This is a genomic window from Pseudomonas sp. GL-R-26 (genome assembly GCF_019947365.1).
GTDB lineage: Bacteria > Pseudomonadota > Gammaproteobacteria > Pseudomonadales > Pseudomonadaceae > Aquipseudomonas.
Genome location: NZ_JAGYGI010000012.1, coordinates 56,276 through 70,666 on the forward strand (window position 1 = coordinate 56,276; position 14,391 = coordinate 70,666).

Annotated in this window: 14 protein-coding genes; 3 read left to right on the forward strand and 11 right to left on the reverse strand. The window is 58.8% G+C overall.

The window, feature by feature from the left end; genetic code table 11:
• Positions 1-51: 51 nt before the first annotated feature.
• The 6 genes from purB to KGA96_RS14350 form a co-directional block, all read right to left on the reverse strand.
• Positions 52-1,422 (reverse strand): adenylosuccinate lyase, encoded by a 1,371-nt coding sequence (gene purB, locus KGA96_RS14325; protein WP_046037847.1) that lies wholly within the window; start codon positions 1,420-1,422, stop codon positions 52-54.
• Between the two features lie 124 nt (positions 1,423-1,546).
• The gene (gene hflD, locus KGA96_RS14330; protein ID WP_046037849.1) at positions 1,547-2,170 is read right to left on the reverse strand and encodes a high frequency lysogenization protein HflD; all 624 of its coding nucleotides are present in this window, start codon (positions 2,168-2,170) and stop codon (positions 1,547-1,549) included.
• Complete coding sequence (mnmA, locus tag KGA96_RS14335; protein WP_046037851.1) at positions 2,167-3,300, reverse strand: tRNA 2-thiouridine(34) synthase MnmA; 1,134 nt, start codon at positions 3,298-3,300, stop codon at positions 2,167-2,169. Before mnmA ends, hflD begins: the two co-directional genes overlap by 4 nt.
• 59 nt (positions 3,301-3,359) lie before the next feature.
• A complete protein-coding gene (locus tag KGA96_RS14340; RefSeq protein ID WP_046037853.1) occupies positions 3,360-3,806 on the reverse strand; it encodes an NUDIX hydrolase in 447 nt (148 codons plus the stop codon).
• A gap of 198 nt (positions 3,807-4,004) precedes the next feature.
• The gene (locus tag KGA96_RS14345) at positions 4,005-6,230 is read right to left on the reverse strand and encodes an NADP-dependent isocitrate dehydrogenase (RefSeq protein WP_046037854.1); all 2,226 of its coding nucleotides are present in this window, start codon (positions 6,228-6,230) and stop codon (positions 4,005-4,007) included.
• 326 nt (positions 6,231-6,556) lie between these two features.
• A complete protein-coding gene (locus KGA96_RS14350) occupies positions 6,557-6,724 on the reverse strand; it encodes a hypothetical protein (protein WP_185754733.1) in 168 nt (55 codons plus the stop codon).
• Here KGA96_RS14350 and icd point away from each other — a divergent pair.
• Complete coding sequence (icd, locus tag KGA96_RS14355; protein WP_046037857.1) at positions 6,723-7,979, forward strand: NADP-dependent isocitrate dehydrogenase; 1,257 nt, start codon at positions 6,723-6,725, stop codon at positions 7,977-7,979. The two genes, KGA96_RS14350 and icd, sit on opposite strands and share 2 nt — an antisense overlap.
• A gap of 80 nt (positions 7,980-8,059) precedes the next feature.
• Here the strand turns inward: icd and cspD are convergent, their stop codons facing one another.
• The gene (cspD, locus tag KGA96_RS14360) at positions 8,060-8,326 is read right to left on the reverse strand and encodes a cold shock domain-containing protein CspD (protein ID WP_223513297.1); all 267 of its coding nucleotides are present in this window, start codon (positions 8,324-8,326) and stop codon (positions 8,060-8,062) included.
• 224 nt (positions 8,327-8,550) lie between these two features.
• Between cspD and clpS the strand changes: the two genes are divergently transcribed.
• Both clpS and clpA read left to right on the forward strand, forming a co-directional pair.
• Entirely contained in the window at positions 8,551-8,913 is a 363-nt protein-coding gene (clpS, locus tag KGA96_RS14365) for an ATP-dependent Clp protease adapter ClpS (RefSeq protein ID WP_046032480.1), read from the forward strand.
• Positions 8,914-8,943: 30 nt separating this feature from the next.
• Positions 8,944-11,214: an ATP-dependent Clp protease ATP-binding subunit ClpA gene (gene clpA, locus KGA96_RS14370; RefSeq protein WP_056723817.1), complete on the forward strand. Its 2,271-nt coding sequence runs from the start codon at positions 8,944-8,946 to the stop codon at positions 11,212-11,214.
• Positions 11,215-11,441: 227 nt separating this feature from the next.
• Here clpA and infA read toward each other — a convergent pair whose 3' ends face one another.
• The 4 genes from infA to trxB all read right to left on the reverse strand — a co-directional run bounded on the left by infA (position 11,442) and on the right by trxB (position 14,239).
• The gene (infA, locus tag KGA96_RS14375; RefSeq protein WP_002553999.1) at positions 11,442-11,660 is read right to left on the reverse strand and encodes a translation initiation factor IF-1; all 219 of its coding nucleotides are present in this window, start codon (positions 11,658-11,660) and stop codon (positions 11,442-11,444) included.
• A 111-nt stretch (positions 11,661-11,771) separates the two neighbouring features.
• Positions 11,772-12,479 carry an arginyltransferase gene (locus KGA96_RS14380; RefSeq protein ID WP_046037862.1) on the reverse strand — a complete coding sequence of 236 codons (708 nt, stop codon included), beginning with the start codon at positions 12,477-12,479 and terminating at the stop codon, positions 11,772-11,774.
• Positions 12,480-12,536: 57 nt separating this feature from the next.
• Entirely contained in the window at positions 12,537-13,217 is a 681-nt protein-coding gene (gene aat / locus KGA96_RS14385) for a leucyl/phenylalanyl-tRNA--protein transferase (RefSeq protein ID WP_223513299.1), read from the reverse strand.
• A 62-nt stretch (positions 13,218-13,279) separates the two neighbouring features.
• Entirely contained in the window at positions 13,280-14,239 is a 960-nt protein-coding gene (gene trxB, locus KGA96_RS14390) for a thioredoxin-disulfide reductase (protein WP_223513301.1), read from the reverse strand.
• Positions 14,240-14,391: the final 152 nt, after the last annotated feature.

The following is a 14,391-nucleotide window of genomic DNA, read 5'->3' on the forward strand; positions in this document are numbered from 1 at the left end:
GAATAAAAACGCCCGGCGCGGCCGGGCGTCTTAAAAGGGTCTAGCGGTCGATCAGATGCGCTTGGCTTGTTCTACAGCGTTGCCGATGTAGTTGGCCGGGGTGAGCAATTTCAGCTCGGCCTTGGCGGCGGCTGGCATGTCCAGGCCGTCGATGAAAGTCTGCAGCGCTTGCGGGCTGATGCCCTTGCCGCGGGTCAGTTCTTTCAGCTTTTCGTACGGGTTTTCGATGTTGTAGCGACGCATCACGGTCTGGATCGGCTCGGCCAATACTTCCCAGCACGCGTCCAGGTCAGCGGCAATCTTCTGCTCGTTGAGCTCAAGCTTGCTGATGCCCTTGAGGCTGGCTTCGTACGCGATCACGCTGTGGGCGAAGCCGACACCGAGGTTGCGCAGTACGGTGGAGTCGGTCAGGTCGCGCTGCCAGCGGGAGATTGGCAGTTTGCTCGCCAGGTGCTGGAACAGTGCGTTGGCGATACCCAGGTTGCCTTCGGAGTTTTCGAAGTCGATTGGGTTGACCTTGTGCGGCATGGTCGACGAACCGATTTCGCCAGCGATGGTGCGCTGTTTGAAATAACCCAGGGAGATATAGCCCCAGATGTCGCGGTCGAAGTCGATCAGGATGGTGTTGAAGCGGGCGATCGCGTCGAACAGCTCGGCGATGTAGTCGTGCGGTTCGATCTGCGTGGTGTACGGGTTGAAGCCCAGGCCCAGTTCGTCTTCGATGAAAGCGCGGGCGTTGGCTTCCCAGTCGATCTCAGGGTAGGCCGACAGGTGAGCGTTGTAGTTGCCGACAGCGCCGTTGATCTTGCCCAGCAGCGGAACGGCAGCGACTTGGGTGATCTGGCGCTCAAGACGGTAAACCACGTTCGCCAGTTCTTTGCCCAGGGTGGTCGGCGAGGCCGGTTGACCGTGGGTGCGCGACAGCATCGGCACGTCGGCGAAACGGATCGCCAGTTCGCGGATGGCGTTGGCGGTCTGGCGCATCAGCGGCAGCATCACGTCATCACGGCCTTCGCGCAGCATCAGGGCGTGGGACAGGTTGTTGATGTCCTCGCTGGTGCAGGCAAAGTGGATGAACTCGCTGACCTTGGCCAGTTCCGGCAGCTTGGCCGCTTGCTCTTTGAGCAGGTATTCGATGGCCTTGACGTCGTGGTTGGTGGTGCGCTCGATCTCTTTGACGCGCTCGGCGTGCTCCAGAGAAAAGTTTTCCGCCAGGGTGTTGAGCACAGCGTTGGCTTCGGCGGAGAACGCCGGCACTTCACTGATGGCAGGGTGAGCGGCCAGACGCTGGAGCCAGCGCACTTCAACCAGAACGCGGGCACGGATCAGGCCGTACTCGCTGAAAATTGGGCGCAGGGCCTGGGTTTTGCCGGCGTAGCGGCCGTCAACAGGGGAAACCGCAGTGAGCGAAGAAAGCTGCATGGGGTGTTCTCGGACAGTCGGGCAACGAAATGGGGCGCGTATCATACATGAAAAAATCCGCCGGTCCGTCGCCAACTGACCGGCGTATTACGCGTATTGCTGAGTTCTGTTCTGTTGATGCGGGTTATTCGTTACGCATCAAGGGGTAAAGCTCTTTGAGCAATTTGCGGCGGCTGATCACCAGCTGCCAGCGATGACCGCCCAATTGCCGCCAAAGGCGCGCCGAACGAATGCCGGCCAGCAGCAGGGCGCGGATTTTCGAAGCGTTGCTCGGTTGTTGCAGGTTGCGCATGTCACCGTGTACCTGGATGCGTTGGCGCAGGGTGCTCAGGGTGTCCTGATACAGCGCGCCGCAGGCGGCGATCACGTTTTCGTGGGCCGGGCCGAAGTGTTCGACCTGGGACTGAATCTGCGGCAGGCGTTTGCCAATCACGTCGAGCATGTCGTTGCGCTTGGCCAGCTGACGCTCAAGGCCGAGCATGGCCAGGGCATAACGCAACGGCTCGCGCTGCAGGGCACTTGGGTCGCGTTCGAGGGCGCCGATCAGCGCACGGTAACCTTCACGCAGGTTGATGTCGTCGCCGCCATAGACTTCCAAAGTGTCCTTGGGGTCGCGAATCAGCAGGCTGCCGAGCATGCAGGTCAGGCCGGCCTCGTTGGTCTGGCCGGTCTTGGCGATCCTGTCCACCAGCACCGCGGCGAGAAACACGCCGCCCAGTGCTGTCAATTGCTCCTGAATCGGGTTCATAGGGCCTGGCCCTTGCTCGTCCACGGCTCGGCTACTTCAATCACGCCGCCGCCGAGGCAGATTTCACCGTCGTAGAACACCACGGACTGGCCTGGAGTGACCGCGCGTTGCGGGTCATCGAAGGTCGCGCGATAACCGGTGGCGGTTTTTTCCAGGGTGCACGGTTGGTCGCTCTGGCGATAACGAACCTTGGCGGTCAGCTTGCGTGGCTGGCTCAGATCGACCGGGTTGACCCAGTAGATGTCCGAGGCGATCAGGGCGCGGGAGAACAGCCACGGGTGATCATTGCCCTGGCCAACGATCAGCTCGTTGTGTTCCAGGTCCTTGATCAGCACGTACCACGGCTCATCGCTGGCGTCTTTCAGGCCGCCAATGCCCAGGCCCTGGCGCTGACCGATGGTGTGGTACATCAGGCCGTGGTGGCGGCCGATGATTTCACCTTCGGTGGTCTTGATCTCGCCCGGTTGCGCCGGCAGGTACTGCTTGAGGAAGTCGCTGAAGCGGCGCTCGCCGATAAAGCAGATTCCGGTGGAGTCCTTTTTCTTCGCGGTCGCCAGTTCGTATTTCTCGGCAATGGCGCGCACTTGCGGTTTTTCCAGCTCGCCGACCGGGAACAGGGTCTTGGCGATCTGTTCGCCGCCGACAGCGTGCAGGAAGTAGCTCTGGTCCTTGTTCGGGTCCAGGCCCTTGAGCAGTTCGGTGCGGCCATCGATGTCGCGGCGACGCACGTAGTGGCCGGTTGCGATCAGGTCGGCGCCGAGCACCATGGCGTAGTCGAGGAACGCCTTGAACTTGATTTCGCGGTTGCACAGGATGTCCGGGTTCGGCGTACGTCCGGCCTTGTATTCGGCCAGGAAATGCTCGAACACGTTGTCCCAGTACTCGGCGGCGAAGTTGGCGGTGTGCAGCTTGATGCCAATCTTGTCGCACACGGCCTGGGCGTCCGCCAGGTCATCCATGGCGGTGCAGTATTCCGTTCCATCGTCTTCTTCCCAGTTCTTCATGAACAGGCCTTCCACCTCATAACCCTGCTCGATCAGCAGGAGGGCGGAAACGGAAGAGTCCACGCCGCCGGACATGCCGACAATGACGCGCTTCTTTTGTGTGTCAGAAGGGGCTGGATCACGCATAGGGATTCAATGAGTGTCTTGAAAAAGGACGCGATTCTATCAGGCTGGAGCCTGCATGGCTAAAGAGAAGGACGGATCAATTCGAGGCCGAAGTGAATGCCTGCCAGATAGTCGTCGATGCAGCGGATGATCAGCTCGCTGCGCCAGTTGTCGCGCTGCTCGATTAATTCCTCGCGGGTCAACCACTTGGCGCCGACGATGCCGTCATCCAGTTGATAATCCGGGTGGTGTTTCAGTGGTTTGGCGATGAAGCAGACCCGCTGGTAGGTCACGCCGTTGCTCGGGGCGGTGTAGAGGTAAATGCCCAGAACGCCGGTCGGTTCGACGTCCCAGCCGGTTTCCTCGAGGGTTTCGCGCACGGCGGCTTCGGTCAGGGTTTCATTCGGGTCCAGATGACCGGCGGGCTGGTTGAGCACGTTGCGGCCGGCCTTGTGCTCTTCGACCATCAGGAAACGGCCGTTGTCTTCGACGATGGTGGCGACGGTGATGTGGGGTTTCCAGTCCATGAGATGTCCTCAAATTCCAAAGTTGAAACGCAGTCCAATGTAGGAGTGAGCCTGCTCGCGATGGCGGTATGTCAGTGACATCAATATTGGCTGACATGACGCTATCGCGAGCAGGCTCACTCCTACAATGGATTTGTGTGAATTCTGAAAACACAAACCCCGGCACAGGGCCGGGGTTTGTGATGTTCCCTTACAACCTTAAACCAGCGCAGCAACTGCCGCGTTGAAGGTTGCGCTTGGGCGCATGGCCTTGCTGATCAGCTCGGCGTCGGCATGGTAGTAACCGCCGATGTCCACCGGCTTGCCCTGAACGGCGTTGAGTTCGGCAACGATGGTCGCCTCGTTCTCGGTCAGGGTCTTGGCCAGGGTCGCGAACTGCGCTTGCAGTGCAGCGTCTTCGGTCTGGGCAGCCAGGGCTTGAGCCCAGTACAGCGCCAGGTAGAAGTGGCTGCCGCGGTTGTCGATGTTGCCGACTTTGCGCGATGGCGACTTGTTGTTGTCCAGGAACTGGCCGGTGGCCTGGTCCAGGGTCTTGGCCAGAACCAGCGCCTTTGGATTGTTGTAGGTCACGCCCAGGTGTTCCAGGGACGCGGCCAGGGCCAGGAATTCACCCAGCGAATCCCAGCGCAGGAAGTTTTCTTCCAGCAACTGCTGAACGTGCTTCGGAGCCGAACCGCCGGCGCCGGTTTCGAACAGGCCACCGCCGTTCATCAGCGGTACGATCGACAGCATCTTGGCGCTGGTGCCCAGCTCCATGATCGGGAACAGGTCGGTCAGGTAGTCGCGCAGTACGTTGCCGGTCACCGAAATGGTGTCCTTGCCATCGCGGGTGCGCTGCAGGGTGTACTTCATCGCGTCGACCGGCGCCATGATCTGGATGTCCAGGCCGGCAGTGTCGTGATCTTTCAGGTAAGCCTGAACTTTCTCGATCACTACGCCGTCGTGGGCGCGCATCGGGTCCAGCCAGAAAATCGCTGGAGTAGCGCTTGCGCGAGCACGGTTGACGGCCAGTTTGACCCAGTCCTGGATCGGCGCGTCTTTGGCCTGGCACATGCGGAAGATGTCGCCGGCCTCGACAGCCTGTTCCATCAGCAGGTTGCCCTTGCTGTCGGTGACGCGAACAACGCCGTCAGCCTTGATCTGGAAAGTCTTGTCGTGCGAGCCGTACTCTTCGGCTTTCTTCGCCATCAGGCCAACGTTCGGCACGCTGCCCATGGTGGTCGGATCGAACGCACCGTTGGCTTTGCAATCTTCAATCACAGCCTGGTAGATGGTGGCGTAGCAGCGATCCGGGATCACAGCCTTGGTGTCGTGCAGCTGGCCGTCGGTGCCCCACATCTTGCCGGAGTCGCGGATCATTGCCGGCATCGAGGCGTCGACGATCACGTCGCTCGGCACGTGCAGGTTAGTGATGCCTTTGTCGGAGTTGACCATCGCCAGGGAAGGGCGAACGGCGTAGACCGCCTGGATGTCAGCTTCGATCTGCGCTTGCTGCTCGGCAGGCAAAGCCTTGATGCGAGCGTACAGGTCGCCGATGCCGTTGTTCAGGTTGAAGCCGATCTGTGCCAGCACGTCAGCGTGCTTGGCCAGTGCGTCTTTATAGAACTCGGCAACGATCTGGCCGAACATGATCGGGTCGGAGACCTTCATCATGGTGGCTTTCAGGTGAACCGACAGCAGCACGCCTTGTGCCTTGGCGTCTTCGATTTCGGCCGCGATGAAGCTGCGCAGGGCGTTTTTGCTCAGTACCGCGCAATCGAGGATCTCACCGGCTTGTACGCTGGTCTTTTCTTTCAGGACGGTAGCGGTGCCGTCTTGAGCGATCAGTTCGATTTTCACGGCGTCAGCGGCGTCGATCAGGGCGGCTTTTTCGCTGCCGTAGAAATCGCCAGTGCTCATGTGCGCGATGTGGGACTTGGAGTCCTTGGCCCAGGCGCCCATTTTGTGCGGGTGCTTGCGTGCGTAGTTCTTGACCGACAACGGCGCGCGGCGGTCGGAGTTGCCTTCACGCAGGACCGGGTTTACGGCGCTGCCCTTGATCTTGTCGTAGCGCGCCTTGGCTTCTTTGTCGGCGTCGCTGGTGACAGTCTCAGGGTAGTCCGGCAGTGCGAAGCCTTGAGCTTGCAGCTCTTTGATCGCGGCTTGCAGTTGCGGAACCGAAGCGCTGATGTTCGGCAATTTGATGATGTTGGCTTCAGGCGTAACGGCCAGGGCGCCCAGTTCGGCGAGGTGGTCGGCTACGGCTTTGTCACCCAGTTGCTCGGGGAAGCTGGCCAGGATGCGCCCTGCAAGAGAGATATCGCGGGTTTCAACGGCGATATCAGCCGAGGCGGTGAACGCCTCTACGATAGGCAACAGTGAATAGGTGGCGAGGGCAGGAGCTTCGTCGGTGAAGGTATAGATGATCTTCGAGCGGGTGGGCATATTCGGATTAACTCTCTCTTCTTTGCTAAAGCGTGCGCAGAAACTCGAGGGCGCCGGGTAAGCGCGTTCGTTCAAAGTCATCCATGAGCCGAATATCGAGGTTTCGTTGCTGTGATGTTGGGTGCATCAGTAGGGCGTCAAGTGGCCGGACTGCGATAACAGGTCGGCCTGCCAGGCGGAAAGTCTCGTCGTAGAGCACTTCAACCGTCGTGACCCTGTGGTCAGCGGCGGCATTATACATAGGTAGCTGGCAATCTGCCGATGGTTCATACGCAACGAATGTCGTCCATTGGTCTAAAGGTCGCAGGGGCAAGTCGGGCGTAGAGTCATTCGTCGTGCTTGGTTTTGGCGCTTTTCCCTTTGCTTTCAGGCTTGTAGCGCACGAGTTGCAAGGCTTTGCGGCAGATGGATGGAACATAGGGTTTGCGCGCCGATTCAACTGGGTTACGCTCGAACCAAGCCAGATGTTCAATCCAATCAATGGAGTTCAGCATGGGTTACAAGAAGATTCAGGTTCCAGCCGTCGGCGACAAAATCACCGTCAATGCAGACCATTCTCTCAATGTTCCTAATAACCCGATCATCCCCTTCATCGAAGGCGACGGCATTGGTGTCGACATCAGCCCGGTCATGATCAAGGTTGTCGATGCTGCTGTTAAGAAGGCTTACGGTGGCGAGCGCAAGATTTCCTGGATGGAAGTGTACGCCGGGGAAAAAGCGACTCAGGTTTACGATCAGGACACCTGGCTGCCTCAGGAAACCCTGGACGCGGTCAAGGATTACGTGGTTTCCATCAAGGGCCCGCTGACCACTCCGGTCGGTGGCGGCATCCGTTCCCTGAACGTGGCCCTGCGCCAGCAACTCGACCTGTACGTCTGCCTGCGCCCGGTGCGCTGGTTCGAAGGCGTGCCTAGCCCGGTCAAGAAGCCAGGCGATGTCGACATGACCATCTTCCGCGAGAACTCCGAAGACATCTACGCGGGCATCGAGTGGAAGGCCGGCACGCCGGAAGCCACCAAGGTCATCAAGTTCCTGAAAGAAGAAATGGGCGTCACCAAGATCCGTTTCGACGAGAATTGCGGTATCGGCATCAAGCCGGTGTCCCTGCAGGGCACCAAGCGTCTGGCGCGCAAGGCCCTGCAATATGTGGTCGACAACGATCGTGATTCGCTGACCATCGTGCACAAAGGCAACATCATGAAGTTCACCGAAGGTGCCTTCAAGGAATGGGCCTACGAAGTGGCGGCTGAAGAGTTCGGCGCGACCCTGCTCGACGGCGGTCCGTGGATGCAGTTCAAGAACCCGAAAACCGGCAAGAACGTCATCGTCAAGGATGCCATCGCGGACGCCATGCTCCAGCAGATCCTGCTGCGCCCGGCCGAGTACGATGTGATCGCGACCCTGAACCTGAACGGCGACTACCTCTCCGACGCCCTGGCGGCGGAAGTGGGCGGTATCGGTATCGCGCCGGGCGCCAACCTGTCCGACACGGTGGCCATGTTCGAAGCCACCCACGGTACTGCACCGAAGTACGCCGGCAAGGACCAGGTCAACCCCGGTTCGCTGATCCTGTCCGCTGAAATGATGCTGCGCCACATGGGCTGGACCGAAGCGGCCGACCTGATCATCAAGGGCACCAACGGCGCGATTTCCGCCAAGACCGTGACCTATGACTTCGAGCGCCTGATGGAAGGCGCCAAGCTGGTGTCGTCTTCCGGCTTCGGCGATGCGCTGATCTCGCACATGTAAGAAAACGCAGGCACACAAAAACCGCCTGATTCAAGTATTTGAGTCAGGCGGTTTTTTTATGGCGGGATGACGGTGTGGGCTTACACGGTAACGGTCTGTTGCGGGGCGGATGCCGTCGCTTTCGAGGCGTCCACCGGGTTGCCGATGTTGATCGCGTGTAGGCCTTTGGGGCCCTGGATGATGTCGAATACGACAGCTTGCCCGGCTTTCAGGGTTTTATAACCTTCCATCTGGATGGCGGAGTAGTGGGCAAACAGATCTTCTGTCTTGCCGTCCTCAATGATGAAACCGTAACCCTTGGCATTGTTGAACCATTTGACCTTGCCGCTGACCTTGCCGCCTGACATACCCAACTCCCTCTGCAACAGACTCCATCACTGGAGTATCATTCCGTACATCCGCAGTCGAATCTGTAAATAAGATTGACTCCGCGGACCTTTTTTACCCACTGTGGGCTCTATTGGTTGTAACACCCTTTTGCCGATAGTCAAGCTGACCCGGTAGTCGGAGTTGAAATCGCTGATAGCCGCCCCCACCACTGTATTTGAACAACTGACGAACCTTTCTTTCCATGCATGCAATCAGCCAGATTCGACTAACATTCAATCAGGATCGCCCTGATTCACACGACGACGATTCCGCAGGCATTGCTGTTCAGGAGGCAAAGCCTGCACTACAGGCGCCGCCGATGTACAAGGTGGTTTTGTTCAATGATGACTACACACCGATGGATTTCGTCGTCGAAGTGCTCGAGGTGTTTTTTAACCTGAATCGCGAGCTGGCGACCAAGGTCATGCTGGCCGTCCATACAGAAGGGCGGGCAGTATGTGGAGTGTTTACCCGCGACATCGCTGAGACCAAGGCCATGCAGGTCAACCAGTACGCCAGGGAAAGCCAGCATCCGCTACTCTGTGAAATCGAGAAGGACGGTTAATCGCCGACCACTTGGGTATGAGGTGAAGCTATGTTAAACCGCGAGCTCGAAGTCACCCTCAATCTTGCCTTCAAGGAAGCTCGTTCGAAGCGTCATGAGTTCATGACCGTCGAACACCTCTTGCTGGCCCTATTGGACAATGAGGCTGCCGCCACCGTTCTGCGTGCGTGCGGCGCAAACCTCGACAAACTCAAGCATGACCTGCAGGAGTTCATCGACTCCACCACGCCATTGATCCCCGTGCATGACGAGGATCGCGAAACCCAGCCAACCCTGGGCTTCCAGCGTGTACTGCAACGTGCTGTGTTTCACGTACAGAGCTCGGGCAAACGCGAAGTGACTGGCGCCAACGTGCTGGTCGCGATCTTCAGTGAGCAAGAGAGTCAGGCGGTGTTCCTGCTGAAACAGCAGAGCGTTGCCCGTATAGATGTCGTCAACTACATCGCCCATGGCATTTCCAAAGTGCCGGGGCATGGCGATCACTCTGAAGGTGAGCAAGATATGCAGGACGACGAGGGCGGTGAGTCTTCTTCTTCAGGCAATCCCCTGGATGCTTATGCCAGCAATCTCAACGAACTGGCGCGTCAGGGTCGTATCGATCCGTTGGTAGGTCGTGAGCTGGAAGTCGAGCGCGTCGCGCAGATCCTGGCGCGTCGCCGCAAGAACAATCCGCTGCTGGTGGGCGAGGCGGGCGTGGGTAAAACCGCGATTGCCGAAGGCCTGGCCAAGCGCATTGTCGACAACCAGGTGCCGGACCTGCTGGCCAACAGCGTGGTTTACTCCCTCGACCTGGGTGCCTTGCTGGCCGGTACCAAATACCGTGGCGATTTCGAGAAGCGCTTCAAGGCGTTGCTCAATGAGCTGAAAAAGCGTCCGCAGGCGATCCTGTTCATCGACGAGATCCACACCATCATTGGTGCGGGTGCCGCGTCCGGTGGCGTCATGGATGCCTCGAACCTGCTCAAGCCGCTGCTGTCCTCGGGTGATATCCGTTGCATCGGTTCGACCACCTTCCAGGAATTCCGCGGCATCTTCGAGAAGGACCGTGCTTTGGCCCGGCGCTTCCAGAAGGTCGATGTGTCGGAACCTTCGGTGGAAGACACCATCGGCATTCTGCGCGGCCTGAAGGGGCGTTTCGAAAGCCACCACAACATCGAATACAGTGATGAAGCCCTGCGCGCGGCTGCCGAACTGGCCTCGCGTTACATCAATGACCGTCATATGCCGGACAAGGCCATCGACGTCATCGACGAAGCGGGTGCCTACCAGCGCCTGCAACCGGTCGAGAAGCGTGTGAAGCGCATCGAAGTGCCGCAAGTCGAGGACATCGTCGCGAAAATCGCGCGGATTCCGCCAAAACACGTCACCAGTTCCGACAAGGAGCTGCTGCGTAACCTCGAGCGTGACCTGAAGTTGACCGTGTTCGGTCAGGATGCCGCGATTGACTCGCTGGCAACCGCGATCAAGCTGTCCCGTGCCGGCCTCAAGTCCCCTGACAAGCCTGTCGGTTCGTTCCTGTTCGCAGGGCCTACCGGTGTCGGTAAAACCGAAGCGGCGCGTCAGTTGGCCAAGGCCCTGGGTGTCGAGCTGATTCGTTTCGACATGTCCGAGTACATGGAGCGCCACACCGTATCGCGTCTGATCGGTGCACCTCCAGGCTATGTCGGGTTCGATCAGGGCGGTTTGCTCACCGAAGCCATCACCAAGCAGCCTCACTGCGTGCTGTTGCTCGACGAGATCGAGAAGGCGCATCCGGAAGTCTTCAACCTGCTGCTGCAGGTGATGGACCACGGTACGTTGACCGATAACAACGGGCGCAAGGCGGATTTCCGTAACGTGATCGTCATCATGACGACCAACGCCGGTGCCGAGACCGCAGCCCGCGCTTCGATCGGTTTCACCTATCAGGATCACTCGTCCGATGCGATGGAAGTGATCAAGAAGAGCTTCACGCCGGAATTCCGCAACCGTCTGGACACCATCATCCAGTTTGGTCGCCTCAGTCATGAGGTCATCAAGAGCGTGGTGGACAAGTTCCTTACCGAGCTTCAGGCGCAGCTGGAAGACAAGCGTGTGTTGCTGGAAGTCACCGATGCAGCCCGCAACTGGCTGGCCGAAGGTGGCTACGACGCGGCGATGGGTGCTCGCCCAATGGCTCGCCTGATCCAGGACAAGATCAAGCGTCCGCTGGCGGAGGAGATTCTCTTTGGCGAACTGGCCGAACATGGCGGTGTAGTGCACATCGACATCAAGGACGGCGAGCTGACCTTCGAGTTCGAGACCACGGCCGAGATGGCCTGACGTTCAGAGGCAAAACAAAAAGGCGCCGAGAGGCGCCTTTTTGTTGTCTATCAAATCACCGCGATCCCCTGTAGGAGCGAGCCTGCTCGCGATGGCGGTGTGTCAGTAACGTTAATGTTGCCTGGCATGACGCTATCGCGAGCAGGCTCACTCCTACAGGAGGGGGGCATCAAAACGCAGACAAACAAAAACGCCCGGCATGAGCCGGGCGTCTTGTATTGACTTGATTAACGGGCGCGGTAAGTGATGCGCCCTTTGCTCAAGTCATAGGGAGTCAGCTCTACGCGCACTTTGTCGCCGGTAAGAATACGGATGTAGTTCTTGCGCATCTTGCCGGAGATGTGCGCGGTTACGACGTGCCCATTTTCCAACTCCACACGAAACATGGTGTTGGGCAGGGTGTCGACGACAGTGCCTTCCATTTCGAAGCTGTCTTCTTTCGACATGCAGTAAAGCCCTCGGTGTCCAATGAATGGCCCGGTGCAACTGCGCCAGGCAAAAGCGGCGTGCATTGTGCCCGAAAAGTGGGGTTTAAGCCAAGGGGTTTAGGGGCGGCTCTAGTTTAGAACCACCCAGCGCTGATTAATCAGCAACTCAATAGGGCGATATTGAGTCTTGTAGTTCATTTTTTTGCAGTTTTTGATCCAGTAGCCGAGGTAGACCGCGTCCAGCCCCAGCCGCCTGGCCTCGGCGATTTGCCACAGGATCGCATAGCGCCCAAGGCTGCGGCGCTCTTCGGCCGGCTCGTAGAAGGTGTAGACCGCCGAAAGACCGTTCGGCAGTAAATCGGTCACGGCGACGGCCAGTAGCTGGCCGTTCAGGCGAAATTCATAAAATCTTGAAAACGGCAGGTCCCGCACCAGGAATGTCGAAAACTGGTCGCGACTCGGCGGGTACATGTCGCCGTCGGCGTGACGCTGTTCGATATAGCGCTGGTAAAGATCGAAGTACTCTTCGTTGAAGCCGGGCCTGGCCGGACGCACCTGCAAATCCACGTTGCGCTTGAAGATGCGTTTCTGTTGTCGGTTGGGCGTGAACTGCCCCACGGGAATGCGCGCCGGAACGCAGGCATTGCAATTCTGGCAATGCGGCCGGTAGAGATGATCGCCACTGCGACGAAACCCCATCTCCGACAGGTCTGCATAGACATGCACATCCATGGGCTGGCTAGGGTCGAGGAACAGGGTTGTGGCCTGCTCATCGGGCAGATAACTGCAAGAGTGCGGCTGAGTGGCATAGAACTTCAAACGCGCCAACTCGGTCATGATCAACCCTCGGGATAATGCTTTTGAATAAGTGTAAGCCACGCGCGCAAATGTCGCTCAGCAAACCCAGCTAGCGCGATTGGGCAGGTCCAGATGATGGGCAAGATAGTCAGCAAATTCACGGCGGGGTATCGCCCGGGCTCCGAGACTGTGCAGGTGATCGGTGGGCATCTGGCAATCGATCAGTACAAAACCCGAGTCTTTCAGATGCCGGACCAGTGTGGCAAAGCCGAATTTCGAGGCGTTGTCAGCGAGGCTGAACATGGACTCGCCGAAAAACAGCTGGCCCATCGCCAGGCCGTAGAGCCCACCCACGAGCTCGTCCCCGTCCCACACTTCCACCGAGTGCGCGTGGCCACGCCTGTGCAACTCGATGTAGGCGTTCTGCATGGCTTCGGTGATCCAGGTGCCATCAGCGTAATCCCGGGGTGCGGCGCAGGCGCGGATGACCGCCGCAAAGTCCTGGTCAAAGGTCACCTGATAGCGTTGCTGGCGCAGTAGTTTGTTCAGGCTGCGCGAGACGTGCAACTCGTCGGGAAACAGAACCGTGCGCGGGTCCGGAGACCACCAGAGGATCGGCTGGCCTTCGGAAAACCATGGAAAACAGCCATGACGATAAGCCGAGATCAGCCGATCGGCGGACAGATCACCACCGGCAGCCAGAAGCCCGTTGGGGTCGCGCATGGCCTTTTCCAGCGGTGGGAAATTCAAGGAATTGCGTTGTAACCAAGTCAGCATGGCATCCGGGCTTGCAGAAGGGGAGGGCAGTGGCGGGTGTTGGCCCGCCATAAAGTTTGCCTTTAAACGGCAGGAATGTCGTCGAGGTATTTTTCAGCGTCCAGCGCCGCCATGCAACCGGCCCCGGCAGACGTAACGGCCTGGCGATAAACATGGTCGGCCACGTCGCCGGCGGCAAACACCCCTGCAATCGCCGTAGCGGTGGCATCGCCTTCGCTGCCACCCTTGACCAGCAGATACCCGTCGCGCATTTCCAGTTGGCCTGTGAACAGGTCGGTGTTGGGTTTATGGCCGATGGCGATAAACACCCCGGCCAGCGGCAGCTCCTTCGATTCGCCGGTGTGGCTGTCGCGCAGGCGGGCGCCGGTCACGCCGCTGGCATCGCCGAGCACTTCGTCCAGGTTCTGGTTCCAGTGCAGGCGGACATTGCCGTTGGCGGCTTTTTCGAAGAGTTTGTCCTGGAGGATCTTCTCCGAGCGCAGCTTGTCGCGCCGATGGATCAGGTGCACTTCCTTGGCGATATTCGACAGGTACAAGGCTTCCTCGACCGCTGTGTTACCGCCGCCGACCACCGCAACCACCTGGTTACGATAGAAAAATCCATCACAGGTTGCGCACGCCGACACCCCTTTGCCGGCAAACGCTTCCTCCGACGGCAGGCCCAGGTATTGCGCGCTGGCGCCGGTGGCAATGATCAGTGCGTCGCAGGTGTAGGTTCCGCCATCGCCAATCAGCTCGAACGGCCGTTGTTGCAACTTGGCAGTATGGATGTGGTCGTAAACGATCTCGGTGGCAAAGCGTTCGGCGTGTTTTTGCATGCGATCCATCAGCACTGGTCCGGTCAGGCCTTCAACGTCCCCTGGCCAGTTATCCACTTCGACGGTGGTGGTGAGCTGGCCACCTGCCTGTATGCCGGTAATGACAACGGGCTTGAGGTTGGCGCGGGCTGCATACACGGCCGCGCTGTAACCGGCGGGGCCGGAGCCCAGGATAATCAGGCGTGAATGCTTCGCTTCGCTCATAAAAACACCTCATAAGCCTTTGTCACAAAAGAGAATGCATGCTCAAATTGAACAGCATGTCATATGCTTTTGACTATGCTACACCCAAGGGTCTCAAGCATGGCGTCGTGCGTACAAACCCGTACAATGCCCTGCGTGTTACATATATTCAG

Excerpts from the sequence above, each read along its gene's own strand:
- KGA96_RS14350 (WP_185754733.1), bottom strand. The coding sequence starts at position 6,724 with ATGCTGAACTCCATTGATTGGATTGAACATCTGGCTTGGTTCGAGCGT.
- KGA96_RS14345 (WP_046037854.1), bottom strand. The coding sequence starts at position 6,230 with ATGCCCACCCGCTCGAAGATCATCTATACCTTCACCGACGAAGCTCCT.
- clpA (WP_056723817.1), top strand. The coding sequence starts at position 8,944 with ATGTTAAACCGCGAGCTCGAAGTCACCCTCAATCTTGCCTTCAAGGAA.
- hflD (WP_046037849.1), bottom strand. The coding sequence starts at position 2,170 with ATGAACCCGATTCAGGAGCAATTGACAGCACTGGGCGGCGTGTTTCTC.
- KGA96_RS14380 (WP_046037862.1), bottom strand. The coding sequence starts at position 12,479 with ATGACCGAGTTGGCGCGTTTGAAGTTCTATGCCACTCAGCCGCACTCT.
- aat (WP_223513299.1), bottom strand. The coding sequence starts at position 13,217 with ATGCTGACTTGGTTACAACGCAATTCCTTGAATTTCCCACCGCTGGAA.
- KGA96_RS14340 (WP_046037853.1), bottom strand. The coding sequence starts at position 3,806 with ATGGACTGGAAACCCCACATCACCGTCGCCACCATCGTCGAAGACAAC.
- clpS (WP_046032480.1), top strand. The coding sequence starts at position 8,551 with ATGCATGCAATCAGCCAGATTCGACTAACATTCAATCAGGATCGCCCT.
- cspD (WP_223513297.1), bottom strand. The coding sequence starts at position 8,326 with ATGTCAGGCGGCAAGGTCAGCGGCAAGGTCAAATGGTTCAACAATGCC.
- infA (WP_002553999.1), bottom strand. The coding sequence starts at position 11,660 with ATGTCGAAAGAAGACAGCTTCGAAATGGAAGGCACTGTCGTCGACACC.
- mnmA (WP_046037851.1), bottom strand. The coding sequence starts at position 3,300 with ATGCGTGATCCAGCCCCTTCTGACACACAAAAGAAGCGCGTCATTGTC.
- purB (WP_046037847.1), bottom strand. The coding sequence starts at position 1,422 with ATGCAGCTTTCTTCGCTCACTGCGGTTTCCCCTGTTGACGGCCGCTAC.
- trxB (WP_223513301.1), bottom strand. The coding sequence starts at position 14,239 with ATGAGCGAAGCGAAGCATTCACGCCTGATTATCCTGGGCTCCGGCCCC.
- icd (WP_046037857.1), top strand. The coding sequence starts at position 6,723 with ATGGGTTACAAGAAGATTCAGGTTCCAGCCGTCGGCGACAAAATCACC.